The organism is Streptomyces sp. SLBN-8D4, from assembly GCF_049739545.1.
GTDB lineage: Bacteria > Actinomycetota > Actinomycetes > Streptomycetales > Streptomycetaceae > Streptomyces > Streptomyces canus_C.
On sequence record NZ_JBMGQC010000001.1, the window covers coordinates 5,681,943 to 5,706,393 of the forward strand.

Consider the following 24,451-nt stretch of genomic DNA (forward strand, 5'->3'; position numbering starts at 1 on the left):
TGGGGAAGGGGGTTTCGTGGTTCGCATCCGAGTCCTGGTCGTCGACGACCATCGCATCTTCGCCGAGTCGCTCGCCGCCGCGCTGGCGGCCGAGCCCGACGTGGAGGTCTCCGCGGCCGGCAGCGGTCCCGCCGCGCTGCGCAGTCTGGAGCGCGCGGCCGCCGAGGGCCGCCGTTTCGACGTGCTGCTCGTCGACGCAGATCTGGGCGGCAACGTCCAGGGCATCAGGCCCGCCATGTCCGTGCAGGACGGCAGCGAGGAAGGTCTCGTCGACGGCATATCGCTGGTCGCCGGGGTCCGTACCGGGCAGCCGGCGGTCCGGATCGTCGTGCTCGCCGAGAAGGACGATCCGCGGCGGGCCGCGCTCGCCCTGCAGGCCGGCGCGTCGGGCTGGGTCGCCAAGGACTGCTCGCTGTCCCGGCTGCTCACCGTCATCCGGGGGGTGCTGCGCGACGAGACCCATCTGCCGCCCGCCCTGCTCACCGGGGTGCTGCGGGAGCTCACCGCCGCCCGCAAGCACCGCACCGAGAGCGAGCGGCTGGTGGAGTCCCTCACCCCGCGCGAGCGGGAGGTGCTGCGCTGCATGGTCGCGGGCCTGGGCCGCAAGGCGGTCGCCGAGCGGCTGTTCCTTTCGCCGCACACCGTCCGCACCCATATGCAGAACGTCCTCGGCAAACTGGGCGTCCACTCCACCCTGGCCGCCGTGGCTCTCGCGCGGCGCGCGGGCGTGGGGCCGGTCGACCTAGCCGGGGATGTTGTCGAACGGGGCGGTCAACTGGCGTAGCAGCCCGGCCAGTTCCCCGCGCTGGGCGCGGGAGAGCTCGGCGAGGATCGCGCGTTCCTGTTCCAGCAGACCGGCGAGGGCCTGGTCCGCGCGGTCCTTGCCGTCCTCCGTGAGCCGGACCAGCACCCCGCGCCGGTCGCTCGGGTCGGGCAGCCGCTCCACCAGGCCCTTCTTGGCCAGGCGGTCGATGCGGTTGGTCATGGTGCCCGAGGTGACCAGGGTCTGGGTCAGCAGCTGCCCGGGGGAGAGCTGATACGGCGTCCCCGCGCGCCTGAGCGCGGTCAGCACGTCGAACTCCCAGGGCTCCAGACTGTGCTCCGCGAAGGCCAGCCGGCGTGCCCGGTCCAGGTGCCGGGCCAGTCTGCTGACCCGGCTGAGCACCTCGAGCGGTTCCACGTCGAGGTCAGGGCGCTCCCGGCGCCACGCAGCGACCAGCCGATCGACCTCGTCCTCCATGACGATCAGTGTAGTGGTTGTGTCGATGTGAAGTCTCTTGAAGTCAAGTCTCTTGACATCAAGATAAATCGGCGGGGAAGGTGGACGGCATGACGACACCCACCTGGGACCCCGCCCAGTACCTGCGCCACGCGGACCACCGCGCCCGCCCCTTCACCGACCTCCTCGCCCGCGTCCCGGAACCGCCGGGGGACGCGCCCCTGATCGCCGACCTGGGCTGCGGCCCCGGCAACATGACGGCGCTGCTCGCCGCACGCTGGCCGACCGCCCGGATCACCGGCTACGACAACTCCGCCGAGATGCTCGACAAGGCCTGGGCCGAGTACGCCGGCCCCACGTCCGGCGGCGGCCGGCTCGACTTCGCCCACGCGGACGTCCGAGCCTGGACGCCCGCACAGCCGTACGACCTGATCGTCAGCAACGCGACGCTGCAGTGGGTGCCGGGGCACGTGGAGCGTTTCGGGGCGTGGGTGGACGGACTCGCGCCGGGCGGCACCTTCGCCTTCCAGGTGCCCGGCAACTTCGACTCCCCCAGCCACCGGCTGATGCGCGAACTCGCCGGGTCCGTGGGCCTCGCGGAGACCCTGCGCCACGACGACGCCGTCCTGCCGCCCGCCGGCTATCTGGCGGCGCTGGCCGACCTGGGCTGCGCGGTGGACGCGTGGGAGACGACGTACGTGCACCTGCTGCAGGGCGAGGACCCGGTCCTGGACTGGGTCAAGGGGACCGGTCTGCGGCCCGTCCTGACCGCGCTCGCCGACGACCCGAAAGCCCGGGAGGCCTTTCTCGCCGAGTACCGGGCGGCCCTGCGCGAGGCGTACCCGGCCGGGGCGCACGGCACGCCGTTCCCGTTCCGCCGTATCTTCGCCGTCGCCCGCAAGGAGGGCTGATGCTCGCGGCCGTGGACCACGTACAGCTCGCCGCGCCCCCCGGCTCGGAGGACCTGCTGCGCGCCTACTACGTCGGCGTCCTCGGCATGACCGAGATCCCCAAGCCACCGGTGCTCGCGGCCCGGGGCGGCTGCTGGTTCCGGGCGGGGGCCGTGGAGCTGCACCTGGGGATCGAGGAGGGCTTCACCCCGGCGAGGAAGGCGCATCCCGGGCTGCGGGTCACCGACATCCGGGCGTACGCCGACCGGCTGGACGCGCTCGGCGCGCCGGTCGTGTGGGACGAGGCACTGCCGGGGCGGTCGCGCTTCTACTCCCATGACCCCGTGGGCAACCGGCTGGAGTTCCTGGTTTGAGCGGGGCGGGCCGGGTCACCCGCATCGATGACAACGGACTCTGCAATCGCTGGGAGTGAGAACCGTGGCAGGAGACCAGAAGGCCAAGGCCAAGAAGGAACAGGTCAAGGGCAAGGCCAAGGAGGTCGTGGGCCGCGCGGTCGGCAACGAGCGTATGGAGGCCGAGGGCCGCATGGCGCAGTCCAAGGGCGACGCCCGCCAGGCCAAGGAAAAGACGAAGGACACCTTCAAACACTGACGGTACGCAGACGGACGGCCCGTGCACCCCCGGGGTGCACGGGCCGTCGTACGTGCCGGTGCCCGGTCAGCGCCACTCGGCCGGGATGTTCCTGACCTGCTCCAGGATGTCCCAGTCCTTCGGACGGAAGCTGGGCGAGTCCCAGGGAGCGCCCTGGCCGAGCCAGTAACCGCGCTTCTCCCGCAACCCGATGACGCTGACGTCGTTCATGCTGGGCTCATTGCAGGTGACGGCGGGACGGCTGCGCCGGGCGGCTCAGTACTTCCGGCGTCCTATCAGGCGCGGCTTCGCCTCCAGGCCGTCCAGGCCGTGCCACGCCAGGTTCACCAGATGCGCCGCCACCTCCGCCTTCTTCGGGCGGCGCACGTCCAGCCACCACTGGCCGGTCAGCGCGACCATGCCGACCAGGGCCTGGGCGTACAGCGGGGCCAGCTTGGGATCGAAGCCGCGCCTCTTGAACTCGCGGCCCAGGATGTCCTCCACCTGGGTCGCGATGTCCGAGATCAGCGAGGCGAAGGACCCCGTGGACTGGGGGATGGGGGAGTCACGGACCAGGATGCGGAAGCCGTCCGTGTGCTCCTCGATGTAGTCGAGGAGGGCGAAGGCCGCCTGTTCGCACAGTTCGCGGGGGTGGCCTGCGGTCAGGGAACTCGTCACCATGTCCAGCAGCCGGCGCATCTCACGGTCCACCACCACCGCGTACAGGCCCTCCTTGCCGCCGAAGTGCTCGTACACCACCGGCTTGGAGACGCCGGCCTTCGCCGCGATCTCCTCCACCGACGTGGCCTCGAAGCCCTTCGAGGCGAACAGCGTGCGACCGATCTCCAGAAGCTGGGCGCGGCGCTCGGCCCCCGTCATCCGGGTGCGCCGCACGCGCCGCGGCTTCGCTTCGTTGCTCGGGGTACTGCTGGAGTCGGTCGCCACGGCGTCCATCATGCCGCCTCGGCGGTCTCCTCCTTGCGTCCGGAGCCGTCCCCGTCCGTGATCCGGCGCGAATCGATACGCGAGCGTGACGGCCAGCGCACGTCGTACGCCCAGCCGAGCATCTCGAACCAGCGGATGAACCGCGCCGAGGAGTCCAGCTGGCCCCGCATCACCCCGTGCCGGGCCGAGGTCGGGTCGGCGTGGTGCAGGTTGTGCCAGGACTCGCCGCAGGACAGCACGGCCAGCCACCACACGTTGCCCGAGCGGTCCCGCGACTTGAAGGGCCGCTTGCCGACCGCGTGACAGATCGAGTTGATCGACCAGGTCACGTGGTGCAGGAGGCAGACGCGGACCAGGGAGCCCCAGAAGAAGCCGGTGAACGCGCCCCACCAGGACATCGTCACCAGACCGCCGATCACGGCGGGCAGCGCGAGGGAGAGCATCGTCCAGTAGATGAACTGGCGGGAGATCGCGCGGATCGCCGGGTCCTTGACCAGATCCGGCGCGTACTTCTCCTGCGGGGTCTGCTCCTCGTCGAACATCCAGGCGATGTGGGCCCACCACAGGCCCTTGATCAGTGCCGGGACCGTCTCACCGAACCGCCACGGCGAGTGGGGGTCGCCCTCGGCGTCGGAGAACTTGTGGTGCCTGCGGTGGTCGGCCACCCAGCGCACCAGCGGCCCCTCGACCGCCATCGACCCCATGATCGCCAGCGCGATCCGCAGAGGCCGCTTGGCCTTGAAGGAGCCGTGCGTGAAGTAGCGGTGGAAGCCGATCGTGATGCCGTGGCAGCCGAGGTAGTAGAAGAAGACCAGAAGGCCCAGATCGAGCCAGCTCACCCCCCAGCCCCAGGCCAGCGGCACCGCCGCGAGCAGGGCGAGGAACGGAACGGTGATGAAGAGGAGCAGCGTGATCTGTTCGATCGAGCGTTTCTGCTCACCGCCGAGCGTCGCGGAGGGCGGTGTCGAGCCGTCGGGCGCCTTCGGGGCGTCTGCGATCACATCGGAGCGCGTGGTCATGGGCGTCCCCTGTGGGGTTCGTGGGTTGAAGACAGGTGCCGGGCTGTGGGAAACCATTCCCGGGTTCCGTTACGACGGTCCCTACGGTTCCGTAACCTACGGCATCGTAAGTATGGCAGTGCGGCGCCCGGCGGCAAGAGCCCGAGAGTCTGCGCGTCCGCATGGACACCTATCCTTGGAGTCGGTCGGACAGCGCGGTCCGCTCTGATTTCTTCCCGGATGGCCCGGCCGTATGCGGCGGCTGCCGCACGACCGCACTCCGGGTTCCCCTGCCGGACGAGCTTCAACACTGCAAGGAGCCGCACCTGTGAGCAGTGCCGACGACCTGACCACGAGCGCCATGTCGACCAGTACCGAACTGCGCGCCGATATCCGCCGGCTGGGCGACCTCCTGGGCGAGACCCTGGTCCGCCAGGAGGGCCCCGAGCTGCTGGAACTCGTCGAGAAGGTGCGCCGCCTCACCCGTGAGGACGGCGAGGCCGCCGCCGAGCTGCTGCGCGGCATCGAACTGGAGACCGCCGCCAAGCTGGTACGCGCCTTCTCCACCTACTTCCACCTGGCCAACGTCACCGAGCAGGTGCACCGCGGCCGCGAGCTGCGGGCCCGGCGCGCCGCCGAGGGCGGTCTCCTCGCCCGTACGGCCGACCGGCTCAAGGACGCGGACCCCGAGCACCTGCGCCAGACCGTCGCCAACCTCAACGTCCGCCCGGTCTTCACCGCCCACCCGACCGAGGCCGCCCGCCGCTCCGTGCTGAACAAGCTCCGCCGGATCGCAGCCCTCCTGGAGACCCCGGTCATCGAGACGGACCGCCGCCGCTACGACACTCGTCTGGCCGAGAACATCGACCTCGTCTGGCAGACCGACGAACTCCGGGTGGTGCGCCCCGAGCCCGCCGACGAGGCCCGCAACGCCATCTACTACCTCGACGAGCTGCACGCCGGCGCCGTGGGCGACGTCCTGGAGGACCTGACGGCCGAGCTGGAGCGCGTCGGCGTCAGGATCCCCGACGCCACCCGGCCCCTGACCTTCGGCACCTGGATCGGCGGCGACCGGGACGGCAACCCCAACGTCACCCCCCAGGTCACCTGGGACGTCCTGATCCTCCAGCACGAGCACGGCATCAACGACGCCCTGGAGCTCATCGACGAGCTGCGCGGCTTCCTGTCCAACTCCATCCGCTACACCGGCGCCACCGAGGAACTCCTGGAGTCCCTGAAGGCCGACCTGGAGCGCCTGCCGGAGATCAGCCCCCGCTACAAGCGCCTCAACGCCGAGGAGCCGTACCGCCTCAAGGCCACCTGCATCCGGCAGAAGCTGGAGAACACCAAGACCCGCCTCGCCAAAGGCATCCCGCACGAGGACGGCCGCGACTACCTCGGCACCAGCGAGCTGCTGAGCGACCTCACGCTGATCCAGACCTCGCTGCGCGAGCACCGGGGCGGCCTCTTCGCTGACGGCCGGATGGACCGCACCATCCGCACCCTGTCCGCCTTCGGCCTCCAGCTCGCCACCATGGACGTCCGCGAGCACGCCGACGCCCACCACCACGCCCTCGGCCAGCTCTTCGACCGGCTCGGCGAGGAGTCCTGGCGGTACGTGGACATGCCCCGCGAGTACCGGGCCAAGCTGCTCGCGAAGGAGCTGCGCTCCCGCCGGCCCCTCGCGCCCACCCCGGCCCCGGTGGACGCGGCCGGCGAGAAGACCCTCGGTGTCTTCCAGACCGTGAAGCGGGCCCTTTCGGTCTTCGGACCCGAGGTCATCGAGTCGTACATCATCTCGATGTGCCAGGGCGCCGACGACGTCTTCGCGGCGGCGGTGCTGGCCCGCGAGGCCGGCCTGCTCGACCTGCACGCCGGGTGGGCGAAGATCGGCATCGTGCCGCTCCTGGAGACCACCGACGAGCTCAAGGCCGCCGACGCCATCCTGGAGGACATGCTCTCCGACCCCTCGTACCGCAGGCTCGTGGCCCTGCGCGGGGACGTCCAGGAGGTCATGCTCGGCTACTCCGACTCCTCGAAGTTCGGCGGCATCACCACCTCCCAGTGGGAGATCCACCGCGCCCAGCGGCGGCTGCGTGACGTGGCGCACCGGTACGGCGTACGCCTGCGCCTCTTCCACGGCCGCGGCGGCACCGTCGGCCGCGGCGGCGGCCCCTCCCACGACGCCATCCTCGCCCAGCCCTGGGGCACTCTGGAGGGCGAGATCAAGGTCACCGAGCAGGGCGAGGTCATCTCCGACAAGTACCTCGTGCCGTCCCTGGCCCGGGAGAACCTGGAGCTGACGGTCGCGGCCACCCTGCAGGCCTCCGCCCTGCACACGGCCCCCCGTCAGTCGGACGAGGCGCTGGCCCGCTGGGACGCGGCCATGGACATCGTGTCCGACGCCGCGCACGCCGCGTACCGCAGGCTCGTCGAGGACCCGGACCTGCCGACGTACTTCCTCGCGTCGACGCCGGTGGACCAGCTCGCCGACCTGCACCTCGGCTCACGGCCCTCCCGCCGCCCCGGCTCGGGCGTCTCCCTGGACGGACTGCGGGCCATCCCGTGGGTGTTCGGCTGGACCCAGTCCCGGCAGATCGTGCCCGGCTGGTTCGGCGTCGGCTCCGGCCTGAAGGCGCTGCGCGAGGCGGGCCTGACGGCGACGTTGGGAGGAGAAGGCGTGCTCGACGAGATGCACGAGCAGTGGCACTTCTTCCGCAACTTCATCTCCAACGTCGAGATGACGCTCGCGAAGACCGACCTGCGCATCGCCCGCCACTACGTCGAGACCCTCGTCCCCGCCGAGCTCCAGCACGTCTTCGCCGACATCGAGGCCGAGCACGAGCTCACCGTCCGCGAGGTCCTCAGGATCACGGGCGAGGACGAACTCCTCGACGCCACCCCCGTCCTCAAGCAGACCTTCGCCATCCGCGACGCCTACCTGGACCCGATCTCCTACCTCCAGGTGACGCTGCTCAAGCGCCAGCGCGACGCGGCGGCCGCGGGCGAGGAGCCCGACCCGCTGCTCGCCCGCGCCCTGCTCCTCACGGTCAACGGCGTGGCCGCGGGCCTGCGCAACACCGGCTGACCTCCGGACAGCGAAAAAGCGGTGCCCCCGAGTTCCGGGGGCACCGCTTTTTCGCTGCTGTGTCAGGCCCTGCGCCGCCTGACGACGAGGTAACCGCCACCCGCCACCAGCGCGGCCGCGACCCCCGAGAGCAGGCCGACGGGCGCGCCGTTGCCGGTCTCGGCGAGGTCACCGGTGGAGCCCTGCGCGGAAGCGGAGGAGGAGGCCCCGGGCTCGGTGGACGCGCCGGCGGACTCGCTGGGCCCGGCGCTCGGGGAGGCGGACTCGTCCGAGCCGGGAGTGCCGGAGGGGGAGGCCGTCGGCGTGGCCGTCGTACCGCCGCCTTCCTCGTCCTCGCAGTCCGTCCAGAACACCTTGTGCTTGGCGGCGCCCTTCTCCCCGTCGAAGTTCCAGAACAGCTTGTAGTGCCCGTCGGGCAGCGAAAGGTCGTCCGTACGGCCGTGGCCGTCGGAGTCCAGCGTGATCTCGCCGGACTTCACGGTCTCGCCCTTGACGTCGGCCGTCGGGGCCCAGGCCTCGATGTGCCAGTCGACCTCCTGGACGGCGTCGAAGCCGAAGGCGTCCAGGTAGAAGGCGCAGACGTGCGGCTCGTTCCTGCGGAGCTCTTCGCCGGTGGTGGCGTCGTGGATCTTCACGGTGCCGTTGTCACCCGGAGGGGTGGCGTGGGCGGCCGGGGCGGCCAGGAAGGCCGCCGAGGCGACGGCGGACAGGACGCCGAAGCGGGTGCGGGTACGCATGGGGCAGTAGTCCATCTTCGAGAGTGAAACGGGAAGATGTGGAGGGTGTGGCTCAGCATCCAGGTGTGACTGACCTCTGGTCAATCACGAACAGACAACACTCACGTTCTCCACAGAAGCGGTGAACGGCGAAAGCGTCAGCCGGTCACAAAAGCCGCCGTGAGCAGGGCGATTCCCGACCCCGCCAGCACCCACGCGAACCGGGTCCTGCGCAGTCCGCCCGCCACGACCACCGACGCCAGCAGCAGCGCCCCGCCCATCGGCACCCAGGCGTACAGCACCCCGGCCCGCCCCGACAGCACGACCTCGGCGCTGCCGGGCTTCACCACGACCGGGTAGGTCCGGCCCTTGCGCACCGCCACCGTCTCCTCGATGACGACCCGGTCCCGCGCCACGGACCCGTGCGACAACGGCGTGTACGGACCGCTGCACACCTCCCGCGCGCACCGGGTCACCTCGATCGTGCCGCGCTCCCGTCCCTTGGTCAGCATCACGTACTGCGCGCTGCCCCAGGACGCCCACACCCCCGCGACCAGGATCAGCAGCGCGACCACACCCATCGACGCGAGCCGTCCGAACCGCAGAGCGGCGACCGAGGCCCGGCGGGAGGTGAGGGTCGTGGCAGACATGGCCGGGATCATTGGCCATGGCCCCGCGCGGGGTCAACTCGGGTCCGGCGGACCGGCGGACAAGTCAGGAGTTGTACGTGCTTTGCGCCCGCTCGAGACCCTCGATCACCAGAGCCTCCACCGCGTCGGCCGCACGGTCCACGAAGTAGTCGAGCTCCTTGCGCTCGCTCGACGAGAAGTCCTTCAGCACGAAGTCCGCGACCTGCATACGGCCCGGCGGACGCCCGATCCCGAACCGCACCCGGTGGTAGTCCGCCCCGAACGCCTTCGTCATCGACTTCAGCCCGTTGTGACCGTTGTCCCCGCCGCCCAGCTTCAGCCGCAGGACGCCGTAGTCGATGTCCAGCTCGTCATGGATCGCCACGACGTGGGCGACCGGCACCTTGTAGAAGTCCTTGAGCGCGTTCACCGGACCGCCGGACAGGTTCATGAACGACATCGGCTTCGCCAGGACCACCCGCCGGTTCGCCGGTCCCGGCGGCCCGATCCGCCCCTCAATGACCTGCGCCTGTGCCTTCCCGGCCCGCTTGAACCGGCCCCCGACCCGCGCGGCCAGCACATCGGCCACCATGAAACCCACGTTGTGCCGATTGCCCGCGTACTCGGGCCCCGGGTTCCCGAGGCCGACGATCAGCCAGGGGGCGTTGGCGGGGGTAGTCACGTCCATCTCTCCTCTGCACATGCCGCAGCCGCCGCCCCCGAACAGGGGGCGGCGGCTGGAGCGTATATCGCCGCCGCGGTGCCGGGCGCCGGAGAGGCGCCGGTACGACGGCTACGGCCGAACCGTCGATCAGGCCTCGGCGGACTCGTCGCCCTCGGCGGACTCGCCCTCGGACTCCTCGGCCTGCGCGGCCAGGACCTGCAGGACGACGGTCTCGCCGTCGACGTCCAGCGTGGTGCCCTTCGGCAGGGTGATGTCCTTGGCGAGGATGGAGTCACCCGCGGCCAGGCCCGCGATGGAGACGGTGACCGACTCGGGGATGTGCGTGGCCTCGGCCACGACCGGAAGCGCGTTCAGGACGTGCTCCAGGAGGAAGGCACCCGGGGCCAGCTCGCCCTCGGTCTGCACGTAGATCTCGACGTTGACCTGCTCGCCGCGCTTGACCAGCTGGAGGTCGACGTGCTCCAGGTAGCCCTTGATCGGGTCACGCTGCACGGACTTCGGGATGGCCAGCTCGTTGGTCTTGCCGTCGATGTCCAGGGCGATCAGGACGTTCGACGTACGCAGCGCGAGCAGCAGCTCGTGGCCCGGGAGGGTCAGGTGGATGGGGTCGGAACCGTGACCGTACAGAACACCGGGAACCTTGTTGGCACGGCGGATACGGCGGGCGGCACCCTTACCGAACTCCGAACGGGTCTCGGCGGCGATCTTGACCTCGGACATGCGGATCACTCCTCGTAGAACTGGTGCGATGGGGGTCCCCCCGCTCGAGCGGAGTCGAGAGTGGGGGAGGTCACCCGGCCACGAACGGCCTGCTACGAAGAGCGCGTCGATAACGGACCGCCGACACCTGCGCGAACAGGTACGGCCTCCCTCGCCGAGCAACTGGGGCAGTCTACTCGGCGCGGAAGGCCGTAGGAAAATCGATCATGCAGAAGCGTTTTTACGGAGTGCCGGCCGCGCTCACTGCTCGTCGAACAGGCTCGTCACCGAACCGTCCTCGAACACCTCGCGCACCGCGCTCGCGATCGTCGGCGCGATCGACAGGACCGTCAGCTTGTCCAGGTCACGGCCCAGCTCACCCGGCGTCGGCAGGGTGTTGGTGAACACGAACTCGCCCACCCGGGAGTTCTTCAGCCGGTCCGCCGCCGGACCGGACAGCACACCATGGGTGGCCGTCACGATGACGTCCTCCGCGCCGTGCGCGAACAGGGCGTCCGCGGCCGCGCAGATGGTGCCACCCGTGTCGATCATGTCGTCGACCAGGACACACACCCGCCCCTTGACCTCACCCACGACCTCGTGGACGGTCACCTGGTTCGCCACGTCCTTGTCGCGCCGCTTGTGCACGATCGCCAGCGGCGCGCCCAGCCGGTCGCACCAACGGTCCGCGACCCGCACCCGGCCCGCGTCCGGGGAGACGACCGTCAGCTTGTTCCGGTCGACCTTGCGGCCCACGTAGTCCGCGAGCAGCGGAAGCGCGAAGAGGTGGTCCACGGGCCCGTCGAAGAAGCCCTGGATCTGGTCGGTGTGCAGATCGACGGTCAGCAGCCGGTCGGCACCGGCGGTCTTCATCAGATCCGCGATCAGCCGCGCCGAGATCGGTTCACGGCCACGGTGCTTCTTGTCCTGCCGCGCGTAACCGTAGAACGGCACGATGACCGTGATGGAGCGGGCCGACGCACGCTTCAGCGCGTCGATCATGATCAGCTGCTCCATGATCCACTGGTTGATCGGAGCCGTGTGGCTCTGGATCACGAAGCAGTCGGCGCCACGGGCCGACTCCTGGTAGCGGACGTAGATCTCGCCGTTCGCGAAGTCGAAGGCCTTGGTCGGGACAACCCCGACACCCAGCTGCTGGGCGACCTCCTCGGCAAGCTCGGGGTGGGCGCGGCCGGAGAAGAACATCATCTTCTTCTCGCCGGTCGTCTTGATCCCGGTCACAGCACTGTCTCCTCAGAGGTGTCTCAGCCGTACGTCGACAGACCGCGCCGCTGGGCGCGACGGGCCGTCTCAGCTGGTGGGGTGCGGATGTGCACTTATCACGGTACGACGACTTCGGCGCACCTGTTTCCGGTCAGTCCTCGCTCGCGCCCTCCCGGGAAGCCGCCTCGGCAGCCTTCGCCGCCGCGCTCCCCGGACGCTTCCGGGCCACCCAGCCCTCGATATTCCGCTGCTGGCCACGGGCCACGGCCAGCGAACCGGGCGGCACATCCTTCGTGATCACCGACCCTGCGGCGGTGTACGCACCGTCCCCGACCGTGACAGGCGCCACAAACATGTTGTCCGAACCCGTACGGCAATGCGACCCGACGGTCGTGTGGTGCTTGTCCTGACCGTCGTAGTTCACGAACACGCTCGCGGCGCCGATGTTGCTGTACTCACCGATGGTGGCGTCCCCGACATAGGAGAGGTGCGGCACCTTGCTGCCCTCGCCGATCTGCGCGTTCTTCGTCTCGACGTACGTCCCGATCTTGCCCTTGGCGCCCAGCCGGGTGCCGGGACGGAGGTAGGCGAACGGTCCGACGGTCGCGTGGTCGCCGACGTGGGAGCTGTAGGCGACGGTGTTGTCGACGCGCGCCCCCGCTCCGACGCGGGTGTCCGTGAGACGGCTGTTGGGACCCACCTCGGCGCCCTCGCCGACATGCGTCGAACCGTGCAGCTGCGTGCCCGGGTGGACGACCGCGTCCTGGCCGAAGGTGACGGTGACGTCGACCCACGTGGTCGCCGGGTCGATCACGGTGACACCCGAGAGCATCGCCCGGGTCAGCAGCCGGTCGTTGAGAATGCGCCGCGCCTCGGAGAGCTGCACCCGGTTGTTGATCCCGGCGATCTCCCGGTGGTCCCCCGCGACGCAGGCGCCGACACGGTGCCCGGCCGCACGGAGGATCCCGAGCACGTCCGTGAGGTACTCCTCACCCTGGGAGTTGTCGGTGCGCACCTTGCCGAGCGCGTCCGCGAGCAACTGCCCGTCGAAGGCGAACACCCCGGAGTTGATCTCCCGGATCGCCCGCTGCGCCTCGGAGGCGTCCTTGTGCTCGACGATCTCGGTCACGGCACCCGAGGTCCCGTCCCGCACGATCCGCCCGTACCCCGTCGCGTCCGGCACCTCGGCGCTCAGCACGGTGACGGCGTTGCCGTCCGCGGAGTGCGTGGCGGCAAGGGCGTTGAGGGTCTCGCCGGTCAGCAGCGGGGTGTCCCCGCACACGACGACGACGGTCCCGTCGACACGACCCCCCAGCTCCTCCAGGGCCATCCGGACGGCGTGCCCGGTGCCGTTCTGCTGCGCCTGCACGGCCGTTCGTACGTCGGCGTCGGTGCCGGCGAGGTGCGCGGTGACCTTCTCCCGGGCGTGCCCCACGACCACGACGAGGTTCTCGGGGTCCAACTCGCGGGCGGCGGCGAGCACATGCCCGACGAGGCTGCGGCCACAGATCTCGTGCAGGACCTTGGGTGTGGCCGACTTCATACGGGTGCCCTCACCCGCTGCGAGAACGACGACGGCTGCCGGGCGAATGGCGCTCACGGGATGCCCTTCGGCTGTGGAGGGGGAGGGTGACATCCGCAGGATACCGGGGCGTTTCAGGGGGGACATGAGAGTGGGCCCTGACAGTGCTGTCAGGGCCCGAACAGAGCGTGGCTCCCCCGCCAGGACTCGAACCCGGACAGATGGCACCAAAAGCCACAGTGCTGCCAATTACACCACGGGGGAATAAATTCGACTAAACCGGACATTCAGTCAGGTCGCCGAGTGGCGGCTCCTACTATGCCGTACCGGGCGCCCTCCATGCGACGGTACAGATCGGCGCTCTGCCGTACGTAAAACCGGCGATGTCGGCCCAGAACTTCTCGGCGGACTCCACGTCTGCGCTCTCGTGAATGCTGACGCGTAGGGTCAGGCGTTCCCGCTGGACCCCGAGGAACTCGAGCCAGTGCAGGAAGAGCCTGATCACGTTGGGGTCGCTGTTGATGAACTGCAGCACCTCGGTCCGACGGTGCGGCTTGTCCTTGGCGCCCTCGGCCCAGTAGAGCGCCACGCCCGTGAAGAAGAGCTCGCGGTCCGACAGCTCGCCGACCGGGGTCGGCAGGTCCCGCACCCATAGCGACACGGAACTCTTGGAGCAGCCCAGTTCGGCCCCGATCCGGTCGTAGGTCCAGCCCTGGAGTCGTAGCTCCCGCGCCCTCTCGCGCAGGTCGTCCTTCGCGTTCGGTCGCCTCGTCCACGCCGGCGGCGGTTCGCCCTTCACCAGGCGCTGCAGGATGTCGTTGTCGAAGATCTTCAACTCGTCCCGGATCTGTCGAATGCTGTAACCCTGTCGCCGCAGCCTGACCGCCTGCCCCCGCAGGCTCTCGAAGTCCGCGTGCTTGCCATGTGGATGTGCCATACGCATACCGTCCGACCGGAATCCGATCCTCCGGCCTCGAACGGTGAGCGATTCAGCAGTTCGAGGGATACCGGGTGGTTTCGTAGTCGATCGGTCACTCGATGTGGTGTAGGCCAGTCGTCGAAAGTCACCGGAAATCCGGCGGGAGGCGCCCGTAGGCTGGAGGCATGACCACGACGGGGGAAGACACCACCGCGGCGCAGAAGGGGCCGTGGTGGTGGGCACGGTGGCGTAGTGCGGTGCTGGACGCGGGCCTGGCGTCGGCGTCCGCGGTGGAGTGCGCGTTCGAGGGGATCCGGTTCGCGGACGACGCGGGCATCCCGATGGCCGCGGGGATCGTGTTCGGTGTGCTGGCGGGGTCGGTGCTGGTCGTCCGGCGCAAGTGGCCGATCGCCGTCGTGCTCGTCTCGATCGCCATCACGCCCGCCCAGATGGGCTACCTCATGGGCATCGTCGGCCTGTACACGCTCGCCGCGTCCGAGCTGCCGCGCCGGATCATCGGCTCGCTGGCGGGGATGTCCCTCGTCGGGATGCTGATCGTGATGTTCGTGCGGGTGCGCCAGGACATGGCGCACGGCGAACTGGACCTGGGGGACTGGTTCGTACCCTTCGCGTCGATCACGACCGCGATCGGGATGACCGCACCGCCCCTGCTGCTAGGGCTGTACGTGGGGGCCCGGCGCCGGCTGATGGAGAGTCTGCGGGAGCGGGCCGACGACCTCGAGCGGGAGCTCCAGCTGCTCGCCGAGCGCGCGGAGGAGCGGGCGGAGTGGGCGCGGGGCGAGGAGCGGACCCGTATCGCGCGTGAGATGCACGATGTCGTGGCGCACCGGGTGAGCCTGATGGTGGTGCACGCGGCCGCCCTGCAGGCCGTGGCCCGCAAGGATCCCGAGAAGGCCGTGAAGAACGCGGCCCTGGTGGGGGACATGGGCCGGCAGGCGCTCACCGAGCTGCGGGAGATGCTCGGGGTGCTGCGCAGCGGGGACGGGTTCGGGCGTCACGAGCGGGCGGCGGTGCCGCTCGTCGCGGTGGGGGTGGCGGCGGCCGCGGCGGCCTCGCGGGCGGTGGACGAGGCCGACGGGCCCTGTCTGGACGATCTGGAGACGTTGATCGGGCAGTCGGCCGCGGCCGGCATGGCCGTGGATCTGTCGGTGGAGGGTGACGTGCGGTCGTACGCCGCGCAGATCGAGCAGACGGCGTTCCGGGTGGTGCAGGAGGCGTTGACGAACGTCCACAAGCACGCGGCGGGTGCGAAGACGCACGTACGCCTGGCGCACCGGGTGTCGGAGATCGCGATGCAGGTGGAGAACGAACCGCCGCCGGAGATCTCGTCCCTCGCGTCGGCCAGGCTGCCGTCGGGGGGCAACGGCCTGGTGGGGATGAAGGAGCGGGTCTCCGCGCTGGGCGGGGTGTTCGTGTCGGGGCCCACGGAGGCCGGGGGTTTCCGGGTGTCGGCGGTGATTCCGGCGGCGTGACCGTCGTGGGGCCCACGCCCCGTCGTCGCCGTCGCGGAGGTCAGTCGGCGGTCAGGCGGGTGGGTTCGACGCCGGAGAGGAGGCCGGCGAGGGCCTGGTCGATGTCGGGGCCGAGGTACCAGTCGCCGGTGTGGTCGAGGGCGTAGACGCGGCCCTCGGTGTCGATGGCGAGGAGCGCCTGGGTGTCGGTCTCGGCGCCGACGGGGCAGACCTCGGTGTCGAGGGCGCGGCCGAGGTCGGCGAGGGTGCGGGCCATGTGGAGTCCGTGCAGCGGGTCGAGGTGGAGCTGGGCGGGCGCGACCTGGCGGCCGGGGCCGGCGGGGGTCAGATGGAGTCCGCCGAACTCCGCCCAGGCCTCGACGGCGGCCGGGAACACGGCGTGCCGGTGTCCGGCGGGCGAGGTGTGGTCGCGCAGGGCGTCGGCCCAGATCTCGGCCTGCTTTATGTCCCAGCGTCCGGGCTGCCAGCCGGCGGCGCGCAGCACGGCGTCGACGGGGACGGGGAAGCGGGTGGTACCGGTGCGGTCGGGGTGCATCTGCCCTTCGCGTTCGTCGAGGTCATGGGTGGGCGCCGGGGTGTTGCGTGTCAGGCGCCGTCGTGCGGGTCGTGCGGGTCGTTCGGTGGGGGGTGTCAGCCGCCGTCCGCCGTCGGGTCGACGATGCGTACGCCGAAGTGGGCGCTGAGGGCGGTGCAGGCGCGGCAGGGGGCGGCGAAGCTGCCGTGCAGCGGATCACCGTCCTCGCGGATGCGGCGGGCGGTGAGTTTGGCCTGCTTGAGGGCGCGGCGGGCCTCGCCGTTGGTCATCGGTTTGCGGGCGGCGCGCTTGCTGCGGGCGGCGTCGGCGGCGGCGATGTGCCGCGATATGAGCATGGTCTCGGCGCAGCGGCCGGTGAAGCGGTCGCGCCGGTCGCTGCCGAGCGTGTCGAGGAAGTCCTGGACGAGCGGGTGCAGCGGCGGGGGCTGGTCGCCGCGGGCGGCGGTGGAGGTGAGGGTGGCGCCGCGCACGGAGAGGGCGGCGGCGACCGTGGGCAGTATGCCGTCGCGGCGGTGGCGGAGGGTGGGCGCGTGGGGTCTCTCGGCGCTGCTCCAGCCGATGCGGGGATCGCCGTTGACACCGGTGTGCGGGCTGCCGTGCGTACCGGTCGTCGTGCCCGTGTGCGGTCCTGTCTGCGGTCCCGTCTGCGTCGTGTTCATGATCGTCATCCCCTCCCGAGCATCCCCCCGGAGGGCACAGACTGCCAAATGGCGTGGCTGGTGCGGTAGCTGGGGCGGTGCGACACGCCCGTGTTCGGTGGCTCCGTCACGGTGGGGTGACGGCTGGTCACGGAAGCGGAGGGGGCCTGGCCGGTGCCCGGTGACCGGTGTCGTCGTACCGCATAGGCTGTCGGCACCGCGATCCAAGTGGTCGCCGCGATGCGCGCGGTTGACGCGTGGAGACGGACGAGACAGTCGATACGGCGCGTGGCGGCCCTGCTTTGCCCAGGGGGTCGCCGCGGGTCGTACCAGAGCGCCGCAGGGGGCTTTCGCCATGACGACAGGTCGGCTCGGGCAACAAGCCGCGCCGCCGAACGCGGCCTATGCCGGGCAGGTCGTGCATTTCCCGGATCCGGTCCGGGCCGCGCGTCATCCCAGAGGGGTACGGGTGGACGAGCGTGGCTACCCCGACTTCTCGCCCTACGCGCGGGCCGCCGCGGAGATCGCCGAGCCGCCTGAGGGTTTCGGGGTCGACGAACTGCGGCTGACGGACTACGTGTCGGCGAACGCGGCGCTCGCGGCGACCGGTCACGAGCTGTGGGACACCGTGCCGGCGGTGGCGACACCGCACGGCTGGACCTGGCACCACGTGGTGGCCTCGCGGCGCCTGGAACTGATCCCGGTCGAGGTGAAGGCCCTGCTGCGGCACCACGGCGGGATCGCGACGACACGTGTCGACCAGAGCAAGCGCGGGACGCGGCCGTTGCAGGAGACGCGTCCGGCGCACTTCGGGCTGCCGAAGTCGTCGGTGGCGGTGACGGAGTCGCAGGTGCAGGGGGTCGAGGAGGATCTCGGGTACCGGCTGCCGGGCGCGTACCGGTCCTTTCTGAAGGCGGCGGGCGGCTCGGCCCCGGTGGGGGCCGCGCTGGACGCGGAGTTGGGACTCCTGATCGACCAGCCGTTCTTCACGGTGCGCGACGAGGCGGCGGTCAACGATCTCGTGTACGTCAACAAGTGCCTGCGCGACCATCTGACGAAGGACTACCTCGGTGTCGGCTTCGTGCAGGGCGGTCTGCTGGCCGTGAAGGTGAAGGGCGAGGGCATCGGTTCGGTCTGGTTCTGCGCCTACGACGACGCACGCGACGTCGACCCTTCGATGCCGCCCGCCGAGCGCGTGGAGCGGCTGCTGCTGCCCTGCGGTGCGGACTTCGACGTGTTCCTGTCCCGACTGGCCGGTAATCCGCCGGAGTTGGAGACGGTGGCGAACCTGATGGTGGACGGCGGGTTCGCCCGTTCCGTTCCCGTGTCTTCTTCCGTGTCGGGGGAGTGAGCTTCAGCGATGGTGACGTTCGCGCAGGCGCAGGAGCGCGCGGAAGAGTGGATCAACGGGGATGTGCCGTCGTACCAGCATCGTGAGGTGCGGGTGCGGGAGTTCGACCTCGGGTTCGTGGTGTGGGCCGAGGACCGTGCGGAGGGGCCGCGTTCGGACGGGGGCGCGCAGCGGCTGGTGATCGCCCGGGACAGCGGGGAGGCCACGCTGTGGCCCTCGTTGCCGGTGGGTGAGGTCATTCGCCGGTACGAGGAGGAGTACGGGCGGGAGGACGTGGCCGGGGACGCGGGTGCGGCGGCGGGCGGTGCGGCCGCGTCCCGGGTCGATCTGAATCAGACGTCGTTCCTGCTGACACCGCCGGAGTGGTTGCAGGACGCGGCCGACAAGTTGGGGATCGCCGGGGCGTGTGCCGCGCCTGGCGTGCCCGCGGAGGCGAGGCCGTGGACCGGGACCGACACCAACGGGGGTGAGGACCTCTCCGTGGCGTTGCCGGACACGGTGTTCTCGGCGCCGGTGAGCGACGGGGACGGGGACGGTGCCGGTGCCGCGGGGGAGGCGGCGGGGGCGGGGGCTTCGTCGGTTTCGTCGGCTTCGGGGCTCGTGGAGGTGTCGGAGGCTTCGGAGATCGCCGAGGTGTCGGAGCCCCTGGACTCCAGGACTGCGCGGATTTCGGGGGGCCGGGGGGCGCCGTCCGGGATGCGGGAGGAGGGGGCGCAGGGGGGTTCGCCGTCGGACGGGTCTTCCTACGGGTATCCGCAGGCTCCGGGGGCGGGTGCTTCGCAGGGTCCGGCTCCGGCTCCGCCTCCGCCGGGCGGGTCTTCGTACGGGTATCCGCAGGGGGCCGGTGGTACGTCGGGTTCGGCTGTCTCAGGGGGTGCGGTGGCTGCCGCGTCGCCTCCGTCCGTGCCGGGTGCGTCCTCATACGGGTATCCGCAGGGGGCCGGTCGTTCCGGGGCGGGAGTGCCCGGGGCTCCCGGGGCTCCCGGCGCTCCCAGGCCCGCGCCGAGTGCCGGGGACATCGCTGATGTCGCCACCAGCAAGTTGGCGCCTCCGTCGCGGGGGGCGCAGGCCGGGGGTTCGGCCCCGCCGCCTCCGCCCGGTCCCCCAGGGGTGCCCGGTGCGCAGGCCGGAGGTGCGACTCCGCCGCCCGTTCCCGGGGCGCCGGGGGGCGGGTACGTGCCCACCCAGTTCGTGTCGGCGCCGGGCGCCGAGGGCCCCTCGGGTTCGGGGGCGTCGCAGCCTCCGGGCCCGCCGGCGGCCCCTGGTGCGTCCACTTCGCCTCCGTCGGGGGCTTCGGGATTCCCGGGTGCGGCCGGTACGGCTCAGCCTCCTGTTGGACAGGGGGCACCGCAGTTCCCGAGTGCACCCGGTGCGCCGGGCGCCCCCGGTGGGGCCGGCGCTCCCGGTATGCCGGGCGCGGCTCAGTTCCCCGGCGCTCAGGGTGCACCACAGTTCCCCGGTGCTCCCGGTGCTCCCGGTGCTCCCGGCGCGCCGCAGCCTCCCGGTCCCCCCGGAATTCCCCGGACCGCGCCAGGAGCCGTGCATCACGCGGAAACCATGTTGTCCTCGCCTCCCGGGGCCGGCCCCGGCATGCCCCCACCGCCGCAAGCCCCCGGCGCCGCACCGGGCGCTCCGCAGCCGATGCCGCCCGGCACGATGCCGCCCCCGCCTCCGGGTTCCGTACCGTCCCCGGGCCCGGTTCCGCCGCCGGGACAGCCGATGCCGGGGCAAGCGCACCCCGTCCCCGGCCCGCCCCCGGCTTACGGCTACCCCCAGCAGTCGCAGCCCACGGTCGGACCCGGGTACCAGGCCGTGCTGCGGTACCGGGCGCAGGACGGGTCGGAGCAGCAGCTGATCCGGCGGTCGGCGCCGGGGACACCGCACCCGGAGTGGCAGATCTTCCACGAGCTGCGTGGCATGAACGTCCCCCCGGACCAAGTGCTGGAACTCCACACCGAGTTGGAGTCCTGCGAGCTGCCGGGGGCGTACTGCGCGCGGATGATCCGGGAGCAGTGGCCGCAGGCGCGGATCGCGAGCATCGCCCCGTACGGCACGGATCACGCGAGCCGGCAGCAGGGCATGCAGCAACTGCTGGCACACCAGGGCGAGTTGCACGAGGTGGCCGACGGCCCGGCGCGCCCGGCGCCCGTACGCGCCCCGCTGCCGCCGGTCCAGGCCGCGCCGCCGATCCCGCCGGAGGGTGTGGCGCAGGAGCTGGCGGGAGCCTTCGGTCCGGGGATCTTCCGGTTCGAGCAGGTCGCGGTGGACCGCCAGGGCGTGCCGCCGGTCGTCGCGCACTCGCTGGTCGTGGCGGGGCTGCCGTTCGACATGGGCCCGTTCTTCTGGGCGCAGGCCCAGCCGGGGCGGCCGGTGCCGACGCTGGCCGAGCTGGCCGCCGAGCGCGGGGTGCAGCCGGCCTCCGACGCGGGCTCGTACCTCGTCATGGGCAGCGACTTCGGCAAGGCGGTCTGTGTGCAGTACGGCACGGCGAACATCGTCGCCGTACCCGTGGAGGCCGGGCCGGGCGGTGCGCCCGTACCGCCGCAGTTCGTGAACACGGGCCTGCCCGAGTTCCAGCGCTGTCTGGCCCTGCTCGGCCGGATGTGGCGGCTCCGCTTCGGCCTGAACCAGGAGCAGGCGGGCCGCTGGACCGTCGACTTCCAGGCCCAGCTGGCCTCGCTCGACCCGGCGGCGCTGGGTTCGCCGGAGAGCTGGTGGTCGGTGCTGCTCGAACAGATGTGGGACGGGCTGCTGTGAGGCCCTGACGCCCAGCCGCCGCTGATCCACGCGCGCGTGGAGGGCCGGACCCGGGTCGTGTGACCCGGGTCCGGCCCTTTTGGCGCGCCTTCGATCACGTGACGATCCGTCACGACCGTGACCGGTGTGCGGAGTGTCGCGTTATGAACATTTCCGTCCGATACATCAAGATGTGCGCGAAATCATCATTTAGCGTCTGTTTGTGTGGTCGGCGGAGAGGAAGAATTCCAGGATGAGCAGCGCACCGGTGTCGCCCCCGGGGTTCGTGGCCGTACGGGGGCGCGGCTACCGCCCCGAACAGGTCGACGCGTACGCCGCCGCCCTGTCCCGGGACCGTGACGCCGCCTGGGAACGGGCCGCCCGGCTCACCGTCCTCGCCAGGGAGATGGAGGCCGAGGCGGTAGAGCTGCGGGAGGTCGTGTCCACGCTGGCCCCGCAGGCGTACGAGACCCTCGGTGAGGGCGCGCGACGGCTCTTCGAGCTGGGCCAGGAGGAGGCCGAGGCCGTCCGGGAGAGGGCGCGGCAGGAGGCGCAGCACCTCATGGACGAGGCGCGGGCGCACGCCGACGGCGTACGGGATGCCGCTCAGGCGCACGCCGACGCCGTGCGCGCCGCGGCAGACGAGAGCGCCCGTCAGCGGCTGCTCGTGGCGCGCGCCGAGGCCGACGAGATCCGTGTCACCGCCCGGCGTGAGGTGAAAGCGGGGCGAGGGGAGGCACTTGCCGCGCTGCGTGACGTACGGCAGCGCGGCATCGCGATGCTCGCCGAGCAGGCCAGGGAGCACGCGGAGCGGTGGGCCGAGGTGGAGCGGGCCGACGAGAAGCGGGCGGCCGAGGCGGACGCGCGGGTCGCCGAGCGGGTGGCGCGGGCGCAGGCGGCGCTGGCGGAGGCCAAGCGGGGGTTCGCCGAGGCGGAGGCGTCGGTGGAGCAGTGCGAGGAGGATGCACGCGTGCGTGCGGCGGAGATCCTTGCGCAGGCGCGGGGCGAGGAGGAGCGCATCGCCGAGGAGACGGAGGGGGTGCTGCGGAAGCACGCGGAGCACCGGGACGAAGTGCAGGCCCAGATGGACCACGTACGCAGCAGCCTGACGGCACTCACGGGGACAGCGGCGACGGAGTGACAGCCGGGCCGACCAGGCCGGGACGCCGGGACAGCAAGGTCGACCAGGCCGGGACGGTCGGGACGCCGGGGCAGCCGGAGTGGCCGGGGCAGCGCAGCTGGAGCAGCGGCGCAGGCCTGGCGCCGCCCACCCGCACCCACCCAGGGGCGCGGGGAACTGAGCGACCAGCCCCACCTGCCCGCACCCGACAGGCGCCCCCGGCTCACCCCCTCCGCACAGCCCCCGCCAGAATCCACCCCTCGACCGCCTCGTACTGCTTCCGCTGTTCCTCCGCCTTGTGCCGCCCCGAGACCACCGTCCCCAGCCATCCGAACAGGAAGCCCGCCGGAATGGACACCAGGCCGGTCGTGGTGAACGGCAGCCAGTTGAAGTCGGCCTCGGGGAAGGCGGACACGGGTGACCCGGAGACGAGGTTCGTCCCCGGCATCAGCGCCAGCACCGTGAGCGTGCCGCCGATCAGCGTGCAGAGCAGGCCCGTTCGGGTGTAGCGCCGCCAGAAGAGGGTGTAGACGAGCGCGGGGGCCAGCGCGGACGCGCCGACGCAGAAGGACAGGATCACCAGCGGCTGAAGACTGCGGTGCTGGATCAGCGTCGCGAGGAAGATCGTGGGGAGGCCGACGGCCAGCGCGGACACCCTGGCCAGCAGGATCTCGCGCTGCGGCGGCATCGACCGGGCCCGGGCCGCGAACACGTCGTGGGCCAGGGAGTTGGCGCAGGCGAGGATCATGCCGGCGACGGAGGCGAGCAGGGTGAGGAAGAGCGCGGTGGTGACCGTGGTGAAGAGAAACGTCTCACCGGTCGACACGTCGGGCCCGAACACCGCCCGGGAGCCCAGCAGATACGCCGTGTTGCCCTGCGGATCCGCCTCCGCGATCACCGTACGCCCGACCATCGCCGTCGCCCCCACCCCGACGACCGTGATGACCAGGACGAACACGGCCACCGCCGACACCGCCCAGGACATCGAACGCCGTACCTGACGGGCGCTGGACGCGGTGTACATGCGCATGGTGACGTGCGGCAGACACGCCCCGCCGATGACGACCGCGAGCTGCGAGGTGATCATGTCGACGCGTGGATACGGTCCGCCCGCGAACTCCAGCCCGGACTGCAGGAAGTCGGGCCCCACGCCGCTCTGCCGGGCTGCCGTGTCGAACAGTGTCGCGGGGTTCCAGTCGAACCGGTTCATGACCAGTACGGCGACCACGGCGCCCGATCCGAGGAGCATGACGATCTTCAGGATCTGGATGAGGGCGGTGCCCTTCATGCCGCCGATGGCCGCGTAGCTGATCATCAGGATGCCCAGGCCGATGATGAACCCCGTCTTCAGGGAGTCGCCGGAGAACCCCAGGATGAACGCCAGCAGTTGGCCGGCGCCGGCGAGCTGCACCAGCATCAGCGGGAGCAGTGCGGCGAGGGTGACCAGGCACGCGGCGACGCGTACGGATCGTCCCGGCATCCGGCGCGCGAGTGCGTCGCCCATGGTGAACCGGCCCGCGTTGCGCAGGGGTTCGGCCAGCAGGAACATCAGCAGCACCAGCGACAGGGCCGTGCTGAGCGCGAGGACGACGCCGTCGTAGCCGCACAGGGCGATCACTCCGCCCGTGCCGAGCACGGTCGCGGCGGAGATGTAGTCGCCCGCGATGGCGAGGCCGTTGCGCATGGCGGACAGGGAGCTGTAGCCGGTGTAGAACTCGTCGAGGTCGTCGCCGTCCGGGCCGGTCATCACACACAGCAGGAGGGTGATGGTGGCGACGGCGGAGAACGCCACCAGGCTCATCGCCTGCGCGGAGTCGCTGAAGCCGGTCATCGGGCCGCCGCCGCTCGTCTGGCGTCCACCTCGGACTGCTTGCGGATGCGGTCCGCGAGCGGGTCGACGTAGCGGCGCGCGGTGTGCTCGTACACGGCGATCGCCACCCAGGTGACGGGCAGTTGGAGCAGGGCGAGGACCAGTCCGGTGGGCAGTCCGTCGGTGAGGCTGCTCGCCATGAAGGAGGGCGCGCACGCGGACAGCACGAGGAAGAACGTGAAGTAACCGAGCGCGGTGAGCGTGGCGGTGCGCCGCTGCCAGCGGTAGGCGTTGCGCAGGATCCGCAGGTCGCTGTGGTGGCCCAGCGGGGAGCGGTGGCGCGAGGGGTGCGGGGCCGGTTCGGGCGGTGGGGCGGGGGGCTGCCAGGGGTAGGTGGGATACGGCTGGGACGGGTCGTAAGACATCCCGTGCTCCTTGCGTGGCTCGGGTCCGGCGCGGCGGACCGCAGGGAGTTCTGGGGGGTGGAGGGGGAGCGGAGCCCCGCACGTTACTCGGCGGTTCGTCGTTGCACAGCCCTTTCGACAAACTGATCGGTCGGTATGCGCTTACTTCGCTGACCTGCGCTGTTACCCCGGTTAACTCAGACTTTTGGGCTCACCGGAGTGTGTCCGGGTCCTTACAC

Annotated in this window: 24 protein-coding genes and 1 tRNA gene; 9 read left to right on the forward strand and 16 right to left on the reverse strand. The window is 71.2% G+C overall.

The genetic code is table 11. The annotated features are described in order from the left end of the window. The first annotated feature begins 16 nt into the window (after positions 1 to 16). The gene (locus RKD20_RS25875; RefSeq protein ID WP_037900409.1) at positions 17 to 784 is read left to right on the forward strand and encodes a LuxR C-terminal-related transcriptional regulator; all 768 of its coding nucleotides are present in this window, start codon (positions 17 to 19) and stop codon (positions 782 to 784) included. Here RKD20_RS25875 and RKD20_RS25880 read toward each other — a convergent pair. Next, positions 743 to 1,240 (reverse strand): MarR family winged helix-turn-helix transcriptional regulator, encoded by a 498-nt coding sequence (locus RKD20_RS25880; protein WP_007382615.1) that lies wholly within the window; start codon positions 1,238 to 1,240, stop codon positions 743 to 745. The two genes, RKD20_RS25875 and RKD20_RS25880, sit on opposite strands and share 42 nt — an antisense overlap. Positions 1,241 to 1,329: 89 nt before the next feature. On the opposite strand from RKD20_RS25880, the gene RKD20_RS25885 reads away from it, so the two are divergent. The 3 genes from RKD20_RS25885 to RKD20_RS25895 all read left to right on the forward strand — a co-directional run bounded on the left by RKD20_RS25885 (position 1,330) and on the right by RKD20_RS25895 (position 2,721). Continuing rightward, positions 1,330 to 2,130, forward strand: a complete 801-nt coding sequence (locus RKD20_RS25885; RefSeq protein ID WP_424879806.1) for a trans-aconitate 2-methyltransferase — start codon at positions 1,330 to 1,332, stop codon at positions 2,128 to 2,130. Next, complete coding sequence (locus tag RKD20_RS25890; protein ID WP_424879807.1) at positions 2,130 to 2,483, forward strand: VOC family protein; 354 nt, start codon at positions 2,130 to 2,132, stop codon at positions 2,481 to 2,483. Before RKD20_RS25885 ends, RKD20_RS25890 begins: the two co-directional genes overlap by 1 nt. 64 nt (positions 2,484 to 2,547) lie before the next feature. Beyond that, complete coding sequence (locus tag RKD20_RS25895; RefSeq protein ID WP_020120871.1) at positions 2,548 to 2,721, forward strand: CsbD family protein; 174 nt, start codon at positions 2,548 to 2,550, stop codon at positions 2,719 to 2,721. A 66-nt stretch (positions 2,722 to 2,787) separates the two neighbouring features. Here the strand turns inward: RKD20_RS25895 and RKD20_RS25900 are convergent, their stop codons facing one another. The 3 genes from RKD20_RS25900 to RKD20_RS25910 are packed head-to-tail and all read right to left on the reverse strand — an operon-like array spanning position 2,788 to position 4,664. After that, positions 2,788 to 2,931, reverse strand: coding sequence for a hypothetical protein (locus RKD20_RS25900; protein ID WP_424879808.1), 144 nt, complete (start codon positions 2,929 to 2,931; stop codon positions 2,788 to 2,790). 45 nt (positions 2,932 to 2,976) lie between these two features. Beyond that, the gene (locus tag RKD20_RS25905) at positions 2,977 to 3,657 is read right to left on the reverse strand and encodes a TetR/AcrR family transcriptional regulator (protein WP_028808220.1); all 681 of its coding nucleotides are present in this window, start codon (positions 3,655 to 3,657) and stop codon (positions 2,977 to 2,979) included. Further along, positions 3,654 to 4,664 (reverse strand): acyl-CoA desaturase, encoded by a 1,011-nt coding sequence (locus RKD20_RS25910; protein WP_424879809.1) that lies wholly within the window; start codon positions 4,662 to 4,664, stop codon positions 3,654 to 3,656. Before RKD20_RS25910 ends, RKD20_RS25905 begins: the two co-directional genes overlap by 4 nt. Positions 4,665 to 4,971: 307 nt before the next feature. Here RKD20_RS25910 and ppc point away from each other — a divergent pair, with 307 nt between their 5' ends. Next, on the forward strand, positions 4,972 to 7,731 hold the full coding sequence (gene ppc, locus RKD20_RS25915) for a phosphoenolpyruvate carboxylase (RefSeq protein WP_424879810.1): 2,760 nt from the start codon (positions 4,972 to 4,974) through the stop codon (positions 7,729 to 7,731). A gap of 62 nt (positions 7,732 to 7,793) precedes the next feature. On the opposite strand, the gene RKD20_RS25920 is transcribed toward ppc, so the two are convergent. The 8 genes from RKD20_RS25920 to RKD20_RS25955 form a co-directional block, all read right to left on the reverse strand. Beyond that, positions 7,794 to 8,468 (reverse strand): LPXTG cell wall anchor domain-containing protein, encoded by a 675-nt coding sequence (locus RKD20_RS25920; RefSeq protein WP_424879811.1) that lies wholly within the window; start codon positions 8,466 to 8,468, stop codon positions 7,794 to 7,796. Positions 8,469 to 8,605: 137 nt separating this feature from the next. Further along, on the reverse strand, positions 8,606 to 9,109 hold the full coding sequence (locus RKD20_RS25925) for a hypothetical protein (protein WP_424879812.1): 504 nt from the start codon (positions 9,107 to 9,109) through the stop codon (positions 8,606 to 8,608). A gap of 52 nt (positions 9,110 to 9,161) precedes the next feature. Then, positions 9,162 to 9,764 (reverse strand): aminoacyl-tRNA hydrolase, encoded by a 603-nt coding sequence (gene pth / locus RKD20_RS25930; RefSeq protein ID WP_424879813.1) that lies wholly within the window; start codon positions 9,762 to 9,764, stop codon positions 9,162 to 9,164. Positions 9,765 to 9,887: 123 nt separating this feature from the next. After that, positions 9,888 to 10,481, reverse strand: coding sequence for a 50S ribosomal protein L25/general stress protein Ctc (locus tag RKD20_RS25935; protein ID WP_424879814.1), 594 nt, complete (start codon positions 10,479 to 10,481; stop codon positions 9,888 to 9,890). 240 nt (positions 10,482 to 10,721) lie between these two features. Then, positions 10,722 to 11,702: a ribose-phosphate diphosphokinase gene (locus RKD20_RS25940; protein WP_007382602.1), complete on the reverse strand. Its 981-nt coding sequence runs from the start codon at positions 11,700 to 11,702 to the stop codon at positions 10,722 to 10,724. A gap of 133 nt (positions 11,703 to 11,835) precedes the next feature. Further along, positions 11,836 to 13,284: a bifunctional UDP-N-acetylglucosamine diphosphorylase/glucosamine-1-phosphate N-acetyltransferase GlmU gene (gene glmU / locus RKD20_RS25945; RefSeq protein ID WP_424879815.1), complete on the reverse strand. Its 1,449-nt coding sequence runs from the start codon at positions 13,282 to 13,284 to the stop codon at positions 11,836 to 11,838. Between the two features lie 111 nt (positions 13,285 to 13,395). After that, positions 13,396 to 13,470 (reverse strand) — tRNA-Gln (locus RKD20_RS25950). 52 nt (positions 13,471 to 13,522) lie between these two features. After that, the gene (locus tag RKD20_RS25955; protein WP_424879816.1) at positions 13,523 to 14,143 is read right to left on the reverse strand and encodes a helix-turn-helix domain-containing protein; all 621 of its coding nucleotides are present in this window, start codon (positions 14,141 to 14,143) and stop codon (positions 13,523 to 13,525) included. Positions 14,144 to 14,310: 167 nt separating this feature from the next. On the opposite strand from RKD20_RS25955, the gene RKD20_RS25960 reads away from it, so the two are divergent. Further along, positions 14,311 to 15,618 (forward strand): sensor histidine kinase, encoded by a 1,308-nt coding sequence (locus RKD20_RS25960; RefSeq protein ID WP_359432405.1) that lies wholly within the window; start codon positions 14,311 to 14,313, stop codon positions 15,616 to 15,618. Between the two features lie 40 nt (positions 15,619 to 15,658). Here RKD20_RS25960 and RKD20_RS25965 read toward each other — a convergent pair whose 3' ends face one another. Both RKD20_RS25965 and RKD20_RS25970 read right to left on the reverse strand, forming a co-directional pair. Then, complete coding sequence (locus RKD20_RS25965; RefSeq protein WP_424879817.1) at positions 15,659 to 16,153, reverse strand: SUKH-3 domain-containing protein; 495 nt, start codon at positions 16,151 to 16,153, stop codon at positions 15,659 to 15,661. A gap of 95 nt (positions 16,154 to 16,248) precedes the next feature. After that, complete coding sequence (locus RKD20_RS25970) at positions 16,249 to 16,821, reverse strand: YwqJ-related putative deaminase (RefSeq protein ID WP_020120857.1); 573 nt, start codon at positions 16,819 to 16,821, stop codon at positions 16,249 to 16,251. Positions 16,822 to 17,146: 325 nt separating this feature from the next. On the opposite strand from RKD20_RS25970, the gene RKD20_RS25975 reads away from it, so the two are divergent. The 3 genes from RKD20_RS25975 to RKD20_RS25985 all read left to right on the forward strand — a co-directional run bounded on the left by RKD20_RS25975 (position 17,147) and on the right by RKD20_RS25985 (position 22,019). Next, positions 17,147 to 18,142, forward strand: a complete 996-nt coding sequence (locus RKD20_RS25975; RefSeq protein WP_028808218.1) for an SMI1/KNR4 family protein — start codon at positions 17,147 to 17,149, stop codon at positions 18,140 to 18,142. A 9-nt stretch (positions 18,143 to 18,151) separates the two neighbouring features. Then, complete coding sequence (locus RKD20_RS25980; RefSeq protein ID WP_424879818.1) at positions 18,152 to 20,899, forward strand: SUKH-4 family immunity protein; 2,748 nt, start codon at positions 18,152 to 18,154, stop codon at positions 20,897 to 20,899. 232 nt (positions 20,900 to 21,131) lie between these two features. Next, entirely contained in the window at positions 21,132 to 22,019 is an 888-nt protein-coding gene (locus RKD20_RS25985; RefSeq protein ID WP_424879819.1) for a cellulose-binding protein, read from the forward strand. Between the two features lie 202 nt (positions 22,020 to 22,221). Here RKD20_RS25985 and RKD20_RS25990 read toward each other — a convergent pair whose 3' ends face one another. Then, a complete protein-coding gene (locus tag RKD20_RS25990) occupies positions 22,222 to 23,829 on the reverse strand; it encodes a cation acetate symporter (RefSeq protein WP_424879820.1) in 1,608 nt (535 codons plus the stop codon). Next, positions 23,826 to 24,233 (reverse strand): DUF485 domain-containing protein, encoded by a 408-nt coding sequence (locus RKD20_RS25995; protein WP_424879821.1) that lies wholly within the window; start codon positions 24,231 to 24,233, stop codon positions 23,826 to 23,828. Before RKD20_RS25995 ends, RKD20_RS25990 begins: the two co-directional genes overlap by 4 nt. Between the last annotated feature and the right edge of the window lie 218 nt (positions 24,234 to 24,451).